Raw genomic sequence first — 18,353 nt, 5'->3', positions numbered from 1 at the left:
CGTCGAGAGCCTGTACAGGCCGATGGTTCAGGGGGAAAATCAGACCCGCCGGTGGGGACCGGTAGAGGACTGAAACTACGCGCTAGCAAAGCTGCAGAGCGAGGCCGTTCGGAAACATCCGGGCGGCCTTGTTTTTTGTGCCTTTGTTTTGCGATGCATTTTTTCATCTTGCAATTTTGGGTGCACTCCCCATCTCATCAACCGGAGGTCGAAAGGCTCCAAAACGACATAGCTGACTGCTGCGCTTGCGGGGTTAGCACACACCAAATTGCTTGATGGAGAATTTGATATGCAACGTTTTGATTTTACACCATATCGCCGGAACACAGTCGGTTTTGACCGCTTGTTTGAACTGCTCGAAAATACCGGGCGCGCGGCCACAAACGAAAACTATCCGCCTTTCAATATCGAACGCACCGGCGAAAATGACTATCAAGTCACCGTCGCAGTAGCGGGTTTCAAATCCGACGAGATTGACATTGTAGCACAGCAGAATTTGTTGATCGTCACGGGCAGCAAGCAGGCTGAAGGCAACGACAATCGCGATTTTCTGCACATGGGCATCGCGAGCCGCAATTTCGAGCGTCGCTTCCAACTTGCGGACCATATTCATGTGACCGACGCTGATATGGCCGATGGTCTTTTGATTATATCGTTAGTGCGCGAAGTGCCGGAAGCATTGAAACCACGCAAGATCGCAATTGGCGGCAAAACTGCAGCTAATGTGATTGAGCACGCAGATAGCGCCAAGAAAAAAGGCACAAACGCAGCCTAAATTTGTTTGGGGCGGTCGATTGCTCGTCCGCCCCTTCACATCTTATTAGCCCGGGTCGCAATGGGTTCGCACGGGTGTGAACGGCGATTGCAACTTTTTGAAAGAGTCGCTTTGTCGATGCCAATGCACCGATGAAAGCGTACCGAATCGTTACACCAGTCGGCTTTGCTTCACCGCCGCAGCAACAAAACTTGCAAACAACGGGTGCGGCGCAAACGGACGCGATTTCAGTTCTGGGTGGAACTGCACGCCGATAAACCACGGGTGATCCGGGCGCTCTACGATTTCTGGCAGCTCACCGTCTGGTGACATCCCGCTGAACACAAGACCGCCCTGCTCCAGCGCAGACTTGTAATGAACATTGACCTCATAGCGATGACGATGCCGCTCAGAAATATCCTGCGTGCCATAAATACCCGCGACATGACTGTTTCCAGCCAACTTTGCGTCATAGGCGCCAAGGCGCATCGTGCCGCCGAGATCGCCGCCCGTTTCACGTTTCTGGATGCCCTCTTCGCTCATCCATTCGGTGATAATGCCAACAACGGGTTCGGTGGTCGGGCCAAATTCGGTGCTTGATGCGCCGGTGATACCTGCGGTGTTCCGCGCACCTTCAATGCACGCCATTTGCATGCCGAGGCAAATGCCAAAGAACGGAACTTCACGCTCCCGTGCAAATTTGACGGCTGCAATCTTACCTTCCGACCCGCGCTCACCAAAGCCGCCGGGAACGAGGATAGCATTCATGGGCTCAAGCGCTGCTGCAATGTCGTGTTCCGACTGCTCAAACAGTTCAGCGTCGATCCACTTGATGTTCACCTTTACGCGGTTCGAAAGTCCGCCATGCGTTAGTGCTTCATTCAAGGATTTATATGCGTCGGCAAGGCCAACATATTTGCCGACAACGCCAATGGTGACTTCACCTTCGGGGTTTAACTGGCGGTCAATGATATCATCCCAGCGGGTAAGATCAGGCTCACCATCTGATTCCAGTCCGAACGCGCGCAGGACTTCATTATCCAAGCCTTCTGCGTGATATTGCAGCGGAACTGCGTAAATGCTTTTCGCGTCCAAGGCAGGAATAACCGCCTCTTTGCGTACGTTACAAAATGCAGCGATTTTCGCGCGCTCATTTTCGGGCAGCGGATGTTCGCATCGGCACAAAAGGACATCGGGTTGGATACCCAATGATGTAAGTTCGCGCACGCTGTGCTGCGTCGGCTTGGTCTTCAGCTCGCCTGCCGCCGCAATATAGGGAACAAGGGTGACATGCACGGACAATGTCCGTTCGCGGCCAAGCTCGTTTCGCAGCTGGCGAATGGCTTCGATGAAGGGCAGCGATTCAATGTCGCCAACCGTTCCGCCAATTTCGCACAAAACGAAATCAAGGTCTTGGGTATCCGCCTTGGCGAATTCCTTGATAGCATCCGTCACATGCGGGATGACCTGAACCGTCGCGCCGAGATAATCCCCGCGACGTTCCTTTTGAATGATGGTCTGATAAATGCGACCCGACGTTATGTTGTCGGACTGCCGTGCAGAAACGCCCGTAAACCGTTCATAATGCCCAAGGTCGAGGTCGGTTTCCGCCCCGTCATCAGTCACATAGACTTCGCCATGCTGATAAGGCGACATCGTGCCTGGATCAACATTGAGATAAGGATCGAACTTCCGGATTCGAACGCGGTATCCGCGCGCTTGCAAAAGGGCAGCAAGCGATGCTGCCATAAGACCTTTGCCAAGCGAGGAGACCACGCCACCGGTGATAAAAATGAACCGTGCCATGGGAGAAAAGGCTTAAGACACGTTTGCGGTAAAACACAAGCGAACGAATCTGTTCACCGAAAAATAACCTGTGTAAAAACCGTTTTTTGTGCCGAAGCGATTATTTATCCAGCGGAACTTCGGTTGCAGGCGCCGCCGAAGCTGGGGCTGCTGGAGCAGTCGTCGCAGGTGCAGTTGGAGTCGCAGGCACTTCGGTACGCTGAAGGCTGTTATCAATTTCGCCCGTGCCACCTTTTTGCGCAGCGACGAACGCCAATGAAATCGAAAGCACGATGAACAAGGTCGCCAATATGGTGGTCATACGCGTCAGAAAGTCGGCTGCACCACGTGCGGACATCAATCCTGAGGGGCTTCCGCCCATTCCCAAACCACCGCCTTCAGAACGCTGCATCAGGATAATGCCAACAAGCGAGGCTGCGATAATAGCCTGAACAACGATGAGAAAATGGAAAATGCCCATGATGAATTCCGAATAATGAAAGGCAATAAGTTGCCGGTTGTTGCGCTCACATAGCGAGCGCATGACTGTTCTTCAATGCTATTCACCGAAAGCTTGCGCTGCTGCTAAAATGGGTTCGAATTTCGCGCAGGTCAGACTTGCGCCGCCAATCAACCCGCCATCGACATTTTCAACCGCCAAAAGCTCGGCCGCATTGTCTCCGTTCATGGAACCGCCATATAGAATCCGGACGCTATTGCCGATCGTGCCATAACGATCGACCAGTGCTGCACGAATGGCGCCGTGCATTTCCCGTACATCCGCCATTTCAGGAATGCGCCCGGTGCCGATGGCCCAAACGGGCTCGTACGCAACACTCAACCAGTCGCCAGATATGTTCTGGGGTAATGAACCTGCAACCTGTCCCAAAACGATATGTAGCGCATTGCCTGCGTCCCGCTCGGCAAGCGTTTCCCCGACACAGATGATCACTTTCAGGCCCGCCTTGTGCGCGGCTTGCGCCTTTGCCAGCACCTCGTGATCCTGCTCATGTTGCGCGGCGCGGCGTTCGCTGTGTCCGACGATTGTCAAAGACGCCCCCGCATCAACCAACATATCCGCCGACACACATCCGGTATGTGCGCCGGATGGCTGTATGTGGCAGTCCTGTCCGCCAATGGGCAAGTCTTGTGCAATATCACACGCGCGGCTGATGAGGGTTGCTGGCAAGCATAACGCGGATTCTACAGCCGGATAACTGAGCGACTTTTCCGCAATAGCGGCAATCTCGGCTAAGTCGCTTGCCACGCCATTCATCTTCCAGTTTCCGACAACCAACTTACGCATGCCATTATCCTATCTTTAGGGTTTGCGAATCTTGTTTGGGCTCTGGCATGCTTTCGACAATCGGAGCAAGTCTATCCCTTGATTGCCAAAGCCTTGCCGCCTAAAGCGTCACGCAACAATCGGCACAGTCCGTGATATCAGGAAATTGCAATTCATGATTACCTCCATTCGTTCGCTCATTTACTCCAAATTCGGCGCAATTTTCGCGTTGGTATTCATCGGGATGATTGCCATCGCCTTCGCACTTGGCGATGTGTCCGGATCAGGCAGCTTTGGTGGCTTGAGTGGCGGTAACGTCGCTCGCGTGGGTGACCGGAACATCACATTGGGTGAGCTTAACGATGCCCTTGATAATCGCTTAAAGGCAGAGCGTCAGAACAACCCAACCCTCAATATGGCCGGTTTTGTCGAAGGTGGTGGATTGGATGCAACGCTCGACCAGCTAATCAATCGCTACGCCATCACTGTCTTTGGTGAAGAATATGGTGTCGCCGTCAGCAAGCGTCTCGTGGATTCGGAGATTCGCAAAATACCCGGGTCCATGGGGCTTGATGGTAAGTTTAGTGCAGACGCCTTTCGCGCCTTTGCCCAACAAATTGGTGTCAGTGAAAAAGCCATCCGAGACGATCTGACACAGAATTTGTTTGCGCAGCAAATCTTGCCGGCTGCGGCAAGCGGTCCGGCGGCGCCCGATGGCATGGCTCTGCCTTATGCATCGTTGATGCTTGAGCAGCGTGCGGGACAAATCGCTTCGATTCCCGCCACTGCATTTTTGCCCAAGGCCCCGCCAAGCACTGCGGCACTGGCCAAATTCTATTCGGATAACGCGGTAAAATTCACGATCCCTGAAAAGCGCGCAATCAGCTACGCCATTTTTGATAAGACTATCATTGCAGGTCGTGCAAAACCGACGGAAGCCGACATCGCGGCATATTATAAAGCCAATGCTTTAAAGTTTGCCGCATCGGAAAGCCGCAATATCAGCCAAGTGATCGTGCCAACCGAAGCTGCTGCAAAGTCTGTCATGAGCCAAGTCGCGGCGGGCAAATCATTGGCCGACGTCGCCAACGGCTTGGGTCTGTCCGTAACGACAACCGCCAACGTCACCAAAAGCAGCCTGGCGAGCACCGCGACCGCTGCGGTTGCAGACGCGGTCTTTGCCGCAAAGCAGGGTACATTGGCAAAGCCAGCCCGCGGCAAGCTGGGCTGGACCGTCGCACGTGTCGACAGCGTGAACAATGTCGCTGCAAAGTCACTTGCCGCTGCCCGCGCGGAAATCGAAAAAGAATTACTGCAGACACGCAGCGAAGAAATGCTGATCGAGATGACTTCGGAAATCGAAGATGCATTTGCCGATGGCGGCACGATATCTGACATTGCAAAGCAAAACGGCCTGACGGTGAATACCTCGCCGAAATTGCTGGCGACGGGTCAGGATATCTCCAACCCCGCATATAAGCCTATTCCGGAAATGCAGGTCATTTTGCCCGCAGCATTCCAAATGGAAACGAACGGCGAAGCCCAGCTGATCGAGCTGGTACCCGGCGAGAAATTCGCGATGATCGCTGTTGCCGATTATGATGAGGCCGCGCCGCCACCGCTTAGCGACGTCCGCGCTTTGGTTCAGCAACAATGGGCGTTTTCCGAAGGCGCAAAGGGTGCGCGGGCGGCTGCAGACCGTTTGCGCAAGCTGGTCGATAGCGGCCAATCGCTTCAGGCGGCTCTTGCCGCGGCCAATGTCCAAGGCGCGCAGATTGAACGGCTGACCGGCACGCGCGCGGATCTCTATCGCGAAGGCCAGCCCGTGCCGCCGCCATTGTCGCTCATGTTCGCCATGAAAAAAGGCACCGCCAAAATTGTTCAGGCTGGCGGCGATCGCGGATGGTATGTGGTGTATCTGACCGATGTCATCAAAGGCAACGCCAGCGGCAATGCGGATCTGCTTCGTGCCCGCAAGCAAGAGCTTTCCGGCATATTGCAGCAGGAATATGCGGCACAGCTGATCGTCGCTGCATCGAAGGATGCCGGTGTTGAAAAGAATGAAGACGGGATCGCAGAAGTGCGCACCCGCCTCACCAACCGTGACGGCAACTAAACCTGAACTCATATGGCGCAAGCGCATTGCTGATACCGAAACCCCGGTATCAGCGGCGCTGAAGCTGTTTGTTCCGGAACGCGGTGATTTCATCCTGGAATCGGTTGAAGGCGGCGAAACACGCGGACGGCATAGCCTGATTGGTATCGCACCCGATCTGGTGTTTCGGGCGGCCGGCGATAAAGCCGAAATCAATAGTCAGTGGATGACCGACAGGACCGCGTTTGCGCCCTCTCCTCTGCCATCCCTGGATGCGTTACGGGCACTCGCCGCGGACTGCCGCATGGATGTTCCCGAAGAGCTGCCCCCCGCCCTTGCCTGCTTGGTGGGCTATTTCGGTTATGAGACAATTGGCTTGGTCGAAAAGCTCCCGCGGGCGCCGCAATCGGCGCTTGAGCTGCCGGACATGCTATTCGTCCGCCCAACTGTCATATTGGTCTTCGACCGGCTGAAAGACGAAGTGTTCCTCGTATCGCCAGTTTGGACGGGCCTGAATGATGCACAGGCTGTGGCATTGGCGAATGAGCGCCTCGATGAGACAGAGCGGTTATTGAACCTAGGTCAAGTGCCCTTGACCGGCGCGATGTCAGTATCCGAAGAACGCGAAATCAAACTCACACCCGTATTGCCCGAGGGCCGCTATGCCCAGATGGTTGCGTCGGCCAAAGATTATATTGAGGCAGGCGATATATTTCAGGTCGTGCTTGCCCAGCGTTTCACGGCACCTTTTGATCTGCCGCCTGTGCATTTGTACCGCGCTTTGCGCCGGATTAATCCTTCGCCATTTCTATACTTCATCGATCTTCCCGGCTTTGCGCTGATCGGTTCCAGTCCGGAGATATTGGTCCGCGCGCGCGGCGGCGAGGTCACAATCCGGCCAATCGCTGGAACGCGCCCGCGCGGCAAGAGCAGCATCGAAGACGCTGAAAACCGCGCCTCGTTATTGGCTGACCCCAAGGAGCGCGCGGAACATCTGATGCTGTTGGACTTGGGCCGAAACGACGTTGGCCGCGTGACCAAAGGTGGCAGCGTCACTGTCACCGACAGCTATATGGTCGAATTTTACAGCCATGTGATGCACATCGTCTCCAACGTTGTTGGAGAGCTTGCTGACGATAAAGACGCCATCGATGCTTTGTTCGCAGGCTTTCCCGCCGGCACCGTTTCAGGTGCGCCCAAGGTGCGCGCCTGCGAAATTATTGCCGAACTCGAACCCGAAACCCGCGGCGCCTATGCGGGCGGTGTCGGTTATTTTTCGCCCAATGGCGACATGGACAGCTGCATCGTTTTGCGGACCGGCATCGTAAAAGACGGCGTCCTCCATGTGCAAGCCGGCGCCGGTATCGTCGCGGACAGCAATCCCGAATATGAGCAGCGCGAGTGCGAGGCAAAAGCCGGGGCGCTCATTGCGGCAGCGCGTGAGGCGGTAAGGGTAGCTGGCGAGGCGGGATTTGGCCAATGAGGGAGGCGCTGTCGTGACAATCGAACAAACCTCTGGAACGCGGGTTACGCTGACGCTGATCGGCATTCTCATCGGCGCCATGCTCTTCCTGTTTTATGGTCCGGAAGACGACTCCCAAATTTCCACGGTAACTGCTCTCTTAGCCATCCCTGCGGCTCTGGGCGGCCTCGTCACGCAATATGTCGATCCATCTGGATCACGCTCACCCATGGGCTGTTTTTTCTGGCCAACAATATTTTTTCTAACCCTCACGGGAATTGCAGTTGCGGTTTTTGACGAAGGCGCGGTCTGCCTTGTGCTGGTTATTCCGATCTGGATTCCGGCGGCCATTGCGGGCGGATTGGTTCAACATCTGAATGCCCGGCGGCGGCGGCGGCATGCTGCACAGCAACAGCACAGGTTTTACGCTTCTAGCTGGTTGTTGTTGCCCCTGCTGATGATGATTTGGGATCAAATGTGGCCAGTCCATTGGACGAATGCCAGCGTGGAACGTTCCATTGAAATTGATGCGTCGCCAGAAAAAATTTGGCCTTATCTTGCCAGCATTCGCGATATCCGCGCGGATGAGGGCAAAGCGAATTTCACCCATGATGTCGTCGGCATTCCGCGGCCAACCGAGGCGGTTCTTTCGCGTGAATCCCATAGAACCGTGCGTAAAGCCCTATGGGGTAAATCCGCGCGCTTTGAAGAGGTTGTGCAGTCTGTGGTGCCTAACCGCGAAATGACCTGGGCCTTTTCCTTTCCCGACAGATCCATTCAGGAATACACAGACCGGCACATTTCTCCGGCTGGTCCTTTCCTGAATATCGCTTCAGGAAGCTACCGCCTCGAACCCATTGGTCCCGACCGTACGCGGCTCGTTTTGACAACGCACTACCGCATGAAAGTCAGGCTGGTTGGATATTTTCAATGGTGGGGAGAACGGTTTTTGGGCGACGTTCAAAACAATGTACTCGCAATCGTAAAGGACCGCGTTTCGGCGGATGTAGGCCTTAAACAATGATCCTTGTCATCGACAATTACGACAGCTTCACTTGGAACCTCGTCCATTATCTGATGGAGCTTGGCGCGGAGGTTGAGGTTGTCCGCAATGATGATATGTCCGCCGGACAGGCTCTGTCGTCGGGTGCAGAGGCTTTTCTCATTTCGCCCGGGCCAAAAACACCCCATGAAGCGGGCGTAAGCCTGGAACTCGTCGCGGCGTGCGCAGAAGCTGGAAAGCCGTTGCTGGGCGTTTGCTTGGGCCACCAGACCATCGGCCAGCATTTCGGAGGCACCGTTGCGCGGGGCGGATTGATGCACGGCAAAACATCGCCCGTCACACATGACGGGAGCGGATTGTTTGAAGGCCTGCCGTCGCCGTTTCAGGCAACGCGCTATCATTCGCTTATCGTCGAAAACGTGCCGTCGTCCCTTGTCGTGAATGCAACGAGCGATGACGGCCATGTCATGGGCTTTCGCCATGCAACGCTGCCGATCCACAGCGTTCAATTCCATCCCGAAAGCATTGCCACCGAATATGGTCACGCGATGCTGGCCAATTTCATGCGCATTGCCGGTATGGCCGTGAAGGACAGAGCATGAACCCCTTTGGTCCCCTGCCCGACCCGCAGCATTTGTTTGACCATGACGAGGCCGCACAGGCATTTGCGGACATTCTTGATGCACGTGCCTCTGAAGATGAAATACAGGCGTTCCTCGTTGCACTCACCGCACGCGGCGAGACGATGGTGGAAATTGCCGCCGCTGCGCAAGCCATGCGTGACCGGCTGATCCCCATTGATGCCCCCAAAGGCGCGATTGATGTCTGTGGCACGGGTGGTGACGGGCATCATACGCTTAATGTTTCCACCGCCGTGTCTATTGTGGTCGCGGCGTGCGAGGTTCCTGTTGCGAAACATGGCAATCGCGCGGCCTCTTCAAAGGCAGGTGCGGCAGATACGCTTGAGGCCCTCGGTCTCGACATGGAACGCGCGGGACGCATGGCGGAAGACACGCTGAAAGACTTAGGCATTTGCTTTTTGTTCGCAGCCAACCATCATCCTGCGATGAAGCGGATTCAACCGATCCGCCAACGCATCGGTCAGCGCACGATTTTCAATCTGATGGGCCCGCTTGCCAACCCGGCACGCGTAAAACGCCAGCTGATCGGCATTGCGCGGCCTGCCTATGTCCCTGTGTATGCTGAGGCACTTCATCACCTTGGTACGGAGCATTCACGGATCATTTCGGGCGATGAAGGTCTTGATGAATTAAGCTTGGCCGGTGGCAACGAAGTCGCCGTGGTCGAACCCGAAGGTGTCCGGTTCCAACGTACCACCGCGGCCGATGCCGGCCTACCCGTGCATCCGGTTGACGCCATTCGCGGCGGCGATGCCCAGCATAATGCGGCTGAGTTGCGCAAATTGTTGCTGGGCGAACGTGGCGCCTATCGTGACGCCGTATTGTTCAATGCCGCGGAGGCTTTGTTGGTCGCTGGCGTAGTTGAAACCATGCCCGAGGGGGTTGAAGAGGCCGCAGAGGCAATCGACAAGGGTCTTGCCAATGCGTTGCTAAACTGTTGGGTGAAATATTGATGGCCGACAAGCTTGCAGAAATCTGCGCGACAAAGCGCATCGAAGTGGCCGAACGAAAGCCGAAGCGCTTGTCGCATTGGCCTGCCCCATCGCCGCCGCGTGGCTTCGAAGCGGCGCTGCGCGCCAAAAGCGCATCTGGCATTGCGTTGATTGCGGAAATCAAAAAGGCGAGCCCGTCAAAAGGCCTCATCCGCGCCGATTTCGATCCAGCAGCCCATGCCATTGCCTATCAGGCGGGCGGCGCGGCTTGCCTATCCGTTTTAACCGACGCGCCGTATTTTCAGGGGCATGAGGATTACCTCATCGCTGCGCGCAACGCATGTGACCTGCCGGTGATCCGAAAGGATTTCATGGTTGACCCATGGCAATGCGCCGAAGCGCGGCAAATGGGCGGTGATGCCATATTGATTATCGTGGCGGCATTGGACGATGTGGCCATGGTTGAAATCGAGGATGCGGCTTTTGCTCAGGGGCTGGATGTCCTTGTGGAAGTTCATGATGAGGCCGAATTGGATCGCGCGCTTACGCATCTGAAATCGAAATTGGTTGGCGTGAACAACCGCAATTTGAAGACATTTGACGTCGATCTGGCGACGACAGAGCGTTTGGCAAAGCTTGTGCCCGCCGACATATTGCTGGTGTGCGAAAGCGGCATTTCAACACATGCCGATTGCCAACGTATGGCCGCAGCCGGGGTCAACACCTTCCTCGTAGGCGAAAGCCTGATGCGGAATGCCGATGTTCAGCTTGCCACACAAAGGTTATTGACCGGACATGGCTGATCTCACGCATCTGGGTGCCGATGGCGCCGCACATATGGTCGATGTGTCGGCCAAAGCGGATACGGCCAGAGAAGCCGTTGCCGAAGGACGCATCAATATGTCCGCTGAGGCGCTTGAGGCTGTGCGCGCGGGCAATATCAAAAAAGGCGATGTGCTGGGGACTGCGCGGATTGCCGGTATCATGGCCGCGAAAAAGACAAGCGAACTCATACCGCTTTGCCACCCGCTCATGCTGTCCAAAATCGCCATCGCGTTTGAATTTGAAGACCATGGCATTCGTGCAGAGGCACGTGTGCGTTTGAACGGTCCGACGGGTGTCGAAATGGAGGCTTTGACCGCTGTGTCCGTTGCCTTGCTCACATTGTACGACATGGCAAAGGCTTTGGATAAGTCGATGGTGATTTCCGACATCCGATTGCTCTCCAAAACGGGCGGCAAATCGGGCGATTGGCACGCATGATTTCGGTCGCCGAAGCGCAGGCCAGATTATTGGCGCTGGCTTCGCCGCTGCCGTCTGTCGAATTGGAACTGGCAAAGGCTGCACGGCATTATCTGCACGGCCCACTCCATGCGAAACGCACACAACCCGCGGCCGATCTTTCCGCAATGGATGGATATGCTTTATCATCCGCTGCGTTTCCCGGGCCTTGGCATGTAATCGGTGAAAGCGCCGCAGGTCGGCCCTTTGCGGGCGCATTGGAACATAACCAAGCCGTGCGCATCTTTACAGGTGCACATGTCCCCGCTGGTGCGGATACTATTTTAATTCAGGAAGACGCTGCGCGTGACGGCGACACCGTGATGGCCACGGCGAAGGATACACTCGCACCGGGCATGCATATTCGCACGGCGGGTGGTGATTTTTCGTCCGGCGATACCGTTCTCGCGACAGGCACTATGCTGGAGGCTGGACCGTGCGCGTTGGCCGCTATGGCTGGCCATGGCACCGTTCGGGTTGGCCGTTGGCCGCATGTAACGATTGTTGCGACAGGCGACGAGCTCCTTCCTCCGGGTAGAGAGTGCAGTGCTGCGGAGATACCATCATCAAACAGCCCGATGCTGCACGCGATGCTATCAAACCTGCCATGCGAAATCATGGATGCGGGCATTATTGCAGACCGGCTGACCGATCTGGAAACAAGGTTGAGTGCGCTTGCATCAACCACCGATATCATCGTCACGACGGGCGGCGCGTCGGTTGGCGACCATGATTTGGTCCAAACGGCACTGCGCAATATTGGCGCAGATATAGACTTTTGGAAGGTTGCGATGCGACCCGGAAAACCCGTCATGGCGGGAAAGATTGGCGACACAATAGTGCTTGGTTTGCCGGGCAACCCTTCTTCGGCCTTCGTAACGGCGTTTCTGTTCCTGCTGCCGCTGATACGCCATATGGCGGGCAGCCTCTCGCCGCTCCCCGAGATATTTGAGGCAAAGAGCGACAACCCATTGTTCCAGGGCGGAAACAGGGCAGAATATGTTCGCGCCAGGGTTGAAGGCGGCGCCATCACAGCTTTTACCACGCGGGATAGCGGGTTGGTCTCGCCGCTATCGCACAGCAACGCGCTGATTATCCGCGATGTAGATGCACCTGCCACGCCATCTGGCGCGGCTGTTCAATATCATCGCTTGTTCTGAGCGCGACGCGCTTACAGTGCACAAATGTTCTTGACTTAACCCCATTTGTTCTCTAATCGTTCTTCTCATGTTCAACATGATGGAACCCTGAATATGCTCACAGCCAAACAGCATGAACTGCTTGTGTTCATTAACCAGCGACTTGATGAAAGCGGTATTTCCCCCTCATTTGAAGAAATGAAGGAAGCGCTCGATTTGAAGAGCAAGTCAGGTGTGCATCGGTTGATTGGCGCTTTGGAAGAACGCGGCTTTATCCGCCGTCTTGCCAATCGCGCCCGCGCGCTCGAAGTGATGAAACTGCCCGATGGTGGCAACTTGCGTAGCGATAATGTGACCAAGCTTACCCCCGCGGTTGCCAGCAACAAGGCGCAGGTGCAGTTACCGGTGGCTGCGAACGACGTCATGGAAATCCCGCTGCATGGCAAAATCGCTGCGGGTGTGCCGATTGAAGCGTTGGAAGGCCAAAGTTCCTTGTCGGTGCCCATGGCGCTGTTGGGCGCTGGCGAACATTATGCGCTTGAAGTTTCCGGTGACTCGATGATCGAGGCAGGAATATTGGACGGGGACTACGCCCTCATCCGTAAAGCCACGACCGCGCGCGATGGCGAGATTGTTGTGGCACTGGTGCACGGTGAAGAGGCGACGCTGAAATATCTGCGCCGCGAAGGTCAGCAAATCCGTTTGGACCCCGCCAACAGCATGTATGAACCACAATATTATGCGCAGCATGAAGTTGAAGTTCAGGGTAAGCTAGCGGGGCTATTGCGCAGATATCATTGATGTAAATCTGCGTTCTGCTGTGCCGCTTTGGCCGCCTGCACCCATGGCATATGCGTGCGATTTTCGTTGGCGGTTATCACGCGCTGATCGCCCAAATAGATAGCAAGTCCGCCGGTTTGCTCTAACAGTCCCCGGTCTGCTTTAATCCATTTGGGCCGGCAGTTTTGCGGCAACCATCGGTCGCTCATGACGATGTCAACGCGCCTGCAGGCCGCGGCCATCTCCATGGCTGGGACCTGATAGGCCGTGCGCGTTGCCAATATCGTCCAGGTTCGGTTGGGCGCAGCTATCGATATAATGCAGTTATCAGATGTGCAGTTTGCGCCCGGCCATTGTTCTATCGGTGTCGCAACAGCATTGCTTCCCGCCTTTTCGGAGATCATGTCCCGAACAAAGTCGCCGGCCTTTCCGCGCAAGAGCGAAACTTTTCCTTCGGGTGTGACGAGTGCCAGATGTTTTCCGTCACCCGTGACCAATATATCGGGCCGTGGCGCCAATATCATTCCCGCAATGCCGATAAGAAAAATCGGGATACCGACATAACGGATGTGCGTTTGCAGCAAGCCAAAAAGCAACGCCCCCGTCCAGAATGCCGCATAAGACCAGATCGGCATTTCAGGCATCATCGACACCGCGCCCGGCAAACCGCTCACAAAATGTGCCAATGCCAAAATCGCTAAAATCCCTTGTCCGGCGAGCCACCAGAACGGCCCGCCAAGGCCGACCAAATCGAGGAAAAGTGCCAACGCCTCCAACGGCATAATCACGAAGGTCGTCATGGGTATCGCGACGACATTGGCGAAGGCACCATAAAGCCCTGTCTTATGAAAATGAAACAGCGCGATCGGGGCCAAGATTATTTCGATGGCGAGCCCGGTGAGCACAAGTGAAACAACGGCTCGGGCAAATCGATATATGGTCGGCTCATCCCGCCCTTCGGTAAAACGCTTCACCAATGGCAGTTCATGAAGGATGACAATCGTGGCAACGGCGGCGAAGCTGAGTTGGAAACTTGGCCCGGCCAATGCCTCTGGCCAAAATAGCAGCACGATCAACGCGCCAAATGCAACCAAACGCAGGGTAAGCGCATCCCTGCCCAACGCCAGTGCCACGAGAACAAGAAGAGCAGCAATGCAGGAGCGTATCGTCGGCACTTCTGCACCCGTTAAAAGCGTATACGCCAGCGCCCCCATTGCGGCAGCCGCTGCCGCACAGATGGGCACAGAAATCCGCAAGGCCAGCCATGACGACAAGGACAGCAACCGGCTGACCGCGATAAAGATAAATCCAACAACCGCGGTTACGTGAAGGCCGCTTATCGACAACAGATGCGCCAACCCGCTGTCACGCATCGCTTGTGCATCTGCCTCGCTTATGTGCCCCTGATCCCCCGTCACAAGCGCAGCGCCAATGGCACCAGCATTAGGCGGCATGGATGCCAAAATATGCTGCGTAAGTTGCGCCCGCTTTGCCGAAAACATCGCATTGGTCCTTGCGGGTTCAATTAAGGTTACGGTTCCCAATGCAGACCCGGTTGCGCCGATCTGTTGAAACCATGCCCGGCGCGCAAAATCATATCCTCCCGGCAAGGTTGGCCCAGCAGGCGGCATCAACCTCGCCCGCAACTGAATGACCGCACCCACTTGAAATGTTGATTGATATTGCTCGGGCGCAAGATTTACGCGGACGACCGGAGGCAATCCGCCCTTCCCATCCGTCGCAAGGCGCAGGCGAACAACCTCGCGCGCCGTGAGATTCTCTACGGCTTCAATCCGCCCATAAAAATCCCCAATCCAAATCTTGCCCAGCACGGGCTGGTCCACCACCGCCGACTTCAGGCTAATGAGCCCAAAGCCCAGCAAAATAGCGACTGCCGCCATCCCTAAAAACTGACGGCTGCGGCTATGCGGTTTCGCCAGCAACGCAAACAGCGCAACCGCAATGGCCAATAGCACTGATCCTGGAGCCGCCGAAGCCCCACCAAATTGCCAAATGACGATCCCGATGCCTATGCCAACCGGCAACCACAAAGGTAGTTGATCGCGCTCCCGATCAAGCCAGTTTTCAAGGGCGCTGAACCACCGATGCCCCCCGCCCAAGCGCGGCATATTGTTGAGGGTCAAAATGTTCGATATCCCCACCACAATCGCTGTCTATCACTAATATACCGCGAGGCAACTAACCTCCCAATTTTTGGCTATTGTTTGCCTTGACGACCGCTAAATTTCCTACCATTGGGCTAGCCAACGACAAAGCCATTTTCTCCCCATGAAATAGTGGCATTTGAAGGACCGAAAGCAGTCGCAAACGACGTTTTGAACGTTCTGTGTCTTAAACGGAAATATGCCCGGTTGGGCGGCCCGATATGTCGGGTAGCAATGTATGGAGTTTGAAAATGGCCGATAAAAACGCAACTCTTACCGTTGGCGAAAATAGCTTTGAATTGCCGATCATGAAGGGTTCGGAAGGACCCGACGTCATCGATATCCGCAAATTATATGCCGTGTCAGATCATTTTACGTTCGATCCCGGCTTCACGTCTACTGCGAGCTGCGAGTCTGCGCTGACGTTCATTGACGGTGATGAGGGCATATTGTTGCACCGTGGCTATTCCATCGAAGAGCTTTCGGAACAGTCGAGCTTCATGGAAGTATCATATCTGCTGTTGAATGGTGAACTGCCCAACAAGGCGCAGCTCGATCATTTCAGCCACACGATTTCACGTCACACGATGCTGCACGAGCAGCTGGCGACATTCTATCGTGGCTTCCGCCGTGACGCGCACCCGATGGCGATCATGTGCGGTGTCGTCGGTGCGTTATCGGCATTTTATCATGATTCGACCGATATCAGCGACCCAACGCATCGCATGATTTCCAGCCATCGTTTGATTGCCAAAATGCCAACCATCGCCGCAATGGCGTATAAATATTCGGTTGGTCAGCCATTTGTCTATCCGGACAATAGCCTGTCCTACACCGGCAATTTCCTGCGCATGACCTTTGGCGTTCCTGCCGAAGAATATGTTGTGAACCCTGTCATCGAACGCGCGATGGACCGGATTTTCATTCTCCATGCCGACCACGAACAAAACGCCTCAACATCGACCGTACGTCTTGCTGGATCATCGGGTGCCAACCCGTTTGCATGTATCGCAGCTGGCATTGCCTGTCTTTGGGGCCCAGCGCATGGCGGCGCGAACGAAGCTGCGCTCAACATGCTGCGCGAAATCGGCACGCCAGACCGCATTCCGCATTATATTGAACGTGCCAAGGACAAGAACGATCCCTTCCGCCTCATGGGCTTTGGACATCGCGTTTATAAAAACTACGATCCGCGCGCATCAGTCATGCAGAAAACGGTACGTGAAGTTCTGACCGAGCTGAACATTACCGACCCAATCTTCGATGTTGCGATGCAGCTTGAAGAAATGGCGCTAAATGATTCATATTTCATTGAAAAGAAGCTGTTCCCGAACGTAGACTTCTACTCCGGTATCATTTTGTCGGCGATTGGTTTCCCAACGGAAATGTTCACCGTATTGTTCGCACTATCCCGCACTGTGGGCTGGGTTGCGCAATGGAATGAAATGATTTCCGATCCGGCACAAAAAATCGGTCGCCCGCGCCAATTGTACACGGGTCCAAACCAACGCCCATATCCGGGCCTCGCCCAGCGTTAATTATTGTGGAAGGCGGAGCGTGAATTTAGCGCCTCCGCCTTTTGCAGCCTCAACGGTAAGATCGCCCCCCATCGCGCGTGCTAGGCGTCGCGATATATAGAGGCAGAGCCCGCTCCCACCATCGCCGGTGCGTTAGAGCACATCATCTTGAGAGCCGAGTAAACCGTCCAAAGCCTATCCACGAATGTTCGTGGCGGCCGTTATGGTTTTTCCCGTTAATGGCGCTTTAAGGCTGACCCGCCTTTTTATCGGGACCGCTATCATAGCATGCAAACATAAAGGCACTTAACTGTGCGACCATAATCCATTGCAGCGCATTGGTGAAACCGAGACCGGCAGTGCCGACTAACGCCAGAATGGACAGCAGGGCTGGCGACCGGAGGAGCCCGTCAGCCCATCGCGGCAACACGACACGCATACTAATCCACGCAATGGAGGCCACCGCGAAGGCGGCAAAGAGGCCGTCATTGGTGTAAGAGGTGTCCATATACGCAGAACCAAACATCGCGATAACAAGCAGCGCTAAGGTCACAGAAGTAAGGTTGGGGAATTTCCCCTGCCCGTTCAGATCGTCGGTCGTTGCAAGACGCAGAGAATTGGTTGCGACAGCGCCAAATGCAGCGCCGGTTGCGGCCAGATCGAAGCCTGACACACCCAGCGCCACCGCGCCCAATGCAAAAATTGGACCGGCAAATTTGACCATCTTAAGTGCGACCGGACTTTGCCATATGACGGGCACCAATTTGGCTGACACTGGGCCCAAAACCCTAGCTTCAACCAGGCCCGCCTGACTTAAAACCCGCCTGCGTAAAATCTGCCTGTTTAACTGGACAAAATCCTGCGGACCTTGCACCATGTTCAAGGTTCCGTTGTTGACATGTTGTTGCGACATAAGTCTCAATGGCACATTCGCGAGGATGGCCTGCCGCAGCAGCGAGGAAATGATACTCCAGTCTTCGGGTAGATCTTTCAGCATCGCAATCGTGCTGGCCCCAACAATCGAAATACCTGCCCAGCGCGTATTCAAATCGATGCGCTCAAAAAGGCTGTTTTCGTCGCGCCCGTCCACTGTCGCTACAAAATTGTCCGCCGATTGCACCAACGTTTCGACAAAGTCAGGCTGCACATATAGCTGCCCAGACTGAACCCAAATGCGGTCGTCGAGCTTCAAATAGAGCTGAATATCGGCACCCGTTCGTACGAAATCAACGAGGACGTTTTTCTGGCGCCATTGATCGGCCAAGGCCAACATCGCCCCGTCCATATTTTCCACTTCAACGAGAAACCGTGAAATCCCTGCGCGGAAAAGCGTTTTAATCTGATAATCGACGAGTGATCCACCGGCCAACTCGGTATTCGCCTTGTCCGTGGCCGCTCGCGACGTGGACACGTCTCCACCGGTAACGGAGAGCAAAGCGACGGACGGCTTTTCGGGAATGCGGGCGGACACCATAAACCCGATATGAAGGTTAGCTGCCTTTTGCCAATAAAAA

Annotated in this window: 16 protein-coding genes and 1 pseudogene; 11 read left to right on the top strand and 6 right to left on the bottom strand. The window is 55.2% G+C overall.

Annotated features, from left to right (window positions below; all coding sequences use genetic code 11):
* Window positions 1–289: 289 nt before the first annotated feature.
* Entirely contained in the window at window positions 290–775 is a 486-nt protein-coding gene (locus GGR91_RS05085) for an Hsp20 family protein (RefSeq protein ID WP_183940671.1), read from the top strand.
* A 150-nt stretch (window positions 776–925) separates the two neighbouring features.
* Here GGR91_RS05085 and GGR91_RS05080 read toward each other — a convergent pair whose 3' ends face one another.
* From GGR91_RS05080 to tpiA, 3 genes are all read right to left on the bottom strand, one after another.
* On the bottom strand, window positions 926–2,560 hold the full coding sequence (locus tag GGR91_RS05080) for a CTP synthase (protein ID WP_183940669.1): 1,635 nt from the start codon (window positions 2,558–2,560) through the stop codon (window positions 926–928).
* Window positions 2,561–2,660: 100 nt separating this feature from the next.
* Window positions 2,661–3,014 carry a preprotein translocase subunit SecG gene (secG, locus tag GGR91_RS05075; RefSeq protein ID WP_183941564.1) on the bottom strand — a complete coding sequence of 118 codons (354 nt, stop codon included), beginning with the start codon at window positions 3,012–3,014 and terminating at the stop codon, window positions 2,661–2,663.
* Window positions 3,015–3,098: 84 nt separating this feature from the next.
* Entirely contained in the window at window positions 3,099–3,845 is a 747-nt protein-coding gene (gene tpiA, locus GGR91_RS05070) for a triose-phosphate isomerase (RefSeq protein WP_183940666.1), read from the bottom strand.
* Between the two features lie 154 nt (window positions 3,846–3,999).
* On the opposite strand from tpiA, the gene GGR91_RS05065 reads away from it, so the two are divergent.
* The 9 genes from GGR91_RS05065 to lexA all read left to right on the top strand — a co-directional run bounded on the left by GGR91_RS05065 (window position 4,000) and on the right by lexA (window position 13,178).
* Window positions 4,000–5,940, top strand: coding sequence for a peptidylprolyl isomerase (locus tag GGR91_RS05065; protein WP_183940664.1), 1,941 nt, complete (start codon window positions 4,000–4,002; stop codon window positions 5,938–5,940).
* Complete coding sequence (locus GGR91_RS05060) at window positions 5,885–7,402, top strand: anthranilate synthase component I family protein (protein WP_183941563.1); 1,518 nt, start codon at window positions 5,885–5,887, stop codon at window positions 7,400–7,402. Before GGR91_RS05065 ends, GGR91_RS05060 begins: the two co-directional genes overlap by 56 nt.
* A 13-nt stretch (window positions 7,403–7,415) precedes the next feature.
* Entirely contained in the window at window positions 7,416–8,405 is a 990-nt protein-coding gene (locus GGR91_RS11735; RefSeq protein WP_183940662.1) for an SRPBCC family protein, read from the top strand.
* The gene (locus GGR91_RS05050) at window positions 8,402–8,986 is read left to right on the top strand and encodes an anthranilate synthase component II (protein ID WP_183940660.1); all 585 of its coding nucleotides are present in this window, start codon (window positions 8,402–8,404) and stop codon (window positions 8,984–8,986) included. Before GGR91_RS11735 ends, GGR91_RS05050 begins: the two co-directional genes overlap by 4 nt.
* Window positions 8,983–9,978, top strand: coding sequence for an anthranilate phosphoribosyltransferase (trpD, locus tag GGR91_RS05045; RefSeq protein ID WP_183940658.1), 996 nt, complete (start codon window positions 8,983–8,985; stop codon window positions 9,976–9,978). Before GGR91_RS05050 ends, trpD begins: the two co-directional genes overlap by 4 nt.
* Window positions 9,978–10,760: an indole-3-glycerol phosphate synthase TrpC gene (gene trpC / locus GGR91_RS05040; protein ID WP_183940656.1), complete on the top strand. Its 783-nt coding sequence runs from the start codon at window positions 9,978–9,980 to the stop codon at window positions 10,758–10,760. Before trpD ends, trpC begins: the two co-directional genes overlap by 1 nt.
* Window positions 10,753–11,220 (top strand): cyclic pyranopterin monophosphate synthase MoaC, encoded by a 468-nt coding sequence (gene moaC, locus GGR91_RS05035; RefSeq protein WP_183940654.1) that lies wholly within the window; start codon window positions 10,753–10,755, stop codon window positions 11,218–11,220. Before trpC ends, moaC begins: the two co-directional genes overlap by 8 nt.
* The gene (locus tag GGR91_RS05030; protein WP_183940652.1) at window positions 11,217–12,398 is read left to right on the top strand and encodes a molybdopterin molybdotransferase MoeA; all 1,182 of its coding nucleotides are present in this window, start codon (window positions 11,217–11,219) and stop codon (window positions 12,396–12,398) included. The genes moaC and GGR91_RS05030 overlap by 4 nt, the downstream gene beginning before the upstream one ends.
* Window positions 12,399–12,491: 93 nt before the next feature.
* Window positions 12,492–13,178: a transcriptional repressor LexA gene (gene lexA / locus GGR91_RS05025; protein ID WP_183940650.1), complete on the top strand. Its 687-nt coding sequence runs from the start codon at window positions 12,492–12,494 to the stop codon at window positions 13,176–13,178.
* Here the strand turns inward: lexA and GGR91_RS05020 are convergent.
* A complete protein-coding gene (locus tag GGR91_RS05020) occupies window positions 13,172–15,301 on the bottom strand; it encodes a ComEC/Rec2 family competence protein (RefSeq protein ID WP_183940648.1) in 2,130 nt (709 codons plus the stop codon). The genes lexA and GGR91_RS05020 overlap by 7 nt on opposite strands.
* Before the next feature lie 272 nt (window positions 15,302–15,573).
* On the opposite strand from GGR91_RS05020, the gene GGR91_RS05015 reads away from it, so the two are divergent.
* Window positions 15,574–16,860, top strand: coding sequence for a citrate synthase (locus GGR91_RS05015; RefSeq protein ID WP_183940646.1), 1,287 nt, complete (start codon window positions 15,574–15,576; stop codon window positions 16,858–16,860).
* Here GGR91_RS05015 and GGR91_RS05010 read toward each other — a convergent pair.
* Window positions 16,861–16,992: pseudogene (locus GGR91_RS05010) on the bottom strand (sensor histidine kinase); the annotation flags it as partial. It lies immediately after the preceding gene.
* 94 nt (window positions 16,993–17,086) lie between these two features.
* Window positions 17,087–18,313 (bottom strand): hypothetical protein, encoded by a 1,227-nt coding sequence (locus GGR91_RS05005; protein ID WP_183940644.1) that lies wholly within the window; start codon window positions 18,311–18,313, stop codon window positions 17,087–17,089.
* Window positions 18,314–18,353: the final 40 nt, after the last annotated feature.

It is taken from the genome of Sphingorhabdus rigui, from assembly GCF_014196595.1.
Classification (GTDB): domain Bacteria; phylum Pseudomonadota; class Alphaproteobacteria; order Sphingomonadales; family Sphingomonadaceae; genus Sphingorhabdus_B; species Sphingorhabdus_B rigui.
The sequence above is the reverse complement of the archived record's forward strand: the minus strand, read 5'-3'. Positions and strand labels throughout refer to the sequence as shown.

Excerpts from the sequence above, each read along its gene's own strand:
- GGR91_RS05030 (WP_183940652.1), top strand. The coding sequence starts at position 11,217 with ATGATTTCGGTCGCCGAAGCGCAGGCCAGATTATTGGCGCTGGCTTCG.
- lexA (WP_183940650.1), top strand. The coding sequence starts at position 12,492 with ATGCTCACAGCCAAACAGCATGAACTGCTTGTGTTCATTAACCAGCGA.
- GGR91_RS05085 (WP_183940671.1), top strand. The coding sequence starts at position 290 with ATGCAACGTTTTGATTTTACACCATATCGCCGGAACACAGTCGGTTTT.
- GGR91_RS05015 (WP_183940646.1), top strand. The coding sequence starts at position 15,574 with ATGGCCGATAAAAACGCAACTCTTACCGTTGGCGAAAATAGCTTTGAA.
- trpD (WP_183940658.1), top strand. The coding sequence starts at position 8,983 with ATGAACCCCTTTGGTCCCCTGCCCGACCCGCAGCATTTGTTTGACCAT.
- GGR91_RS05050 (WP_183940660.1), top strand. The coding sequence starts at position 8,402 with ATGATCCTTGTCATCGACAATTACGACAGCTTCACTTGGAACCTCGTC.
- GGR91_RS05080 (WP_183940669.1), bottom strand. The coding sequence starts at position 2,560 with ATGGCACGGTTCATTTTTATCACCGGTGGCGTGGTCTCCTCGCTTGGC.
- GGR91_RS05065 (WP_183940664.1), top strand. The coding sequence starts at position 4,000 with ATGATTACCTCCATTCGTTCGCTCATTTACTCCAAATTCGGCGCAATT.
- trpC (WP_183940656.1), top strand. The coding sequence starts at position 9,978 with ATGGCCGACAAGCTTGCAGAAATCTGCGCGACAAAGCGCATCGAAGTG.
- GGR91_RS05005 (WP_183940644.1), bottom strand. The coding sequence starts at position 18,313 with ATGGTGTCCGCCCGCATTCCCGAAAAGCCGTCCGTCGCTTTGCTCTCC.
- tpiA (WP_183940666.1), bottom strand. The coding sequence starts at position 3,845 with ATGCGTAAGTTGGTTGTCGGAAACTGGAAGATGAATGGCGTGGCAAGC.
- GGR91_RS05060 (WP_183941563.1), top strand. The coding sequence starts at position 5,885 with ATGAAGACGGGATCGCAGAAGTGCGCACCCGCCTCACCAACCGTGACG.
- moaC (WP_183940654.1), top strand. The coding sequence starts at position 10,753 with ATGGCTGATCTCACGCATCTGGGTGCCGATGGCGCCGCACATATGGTC.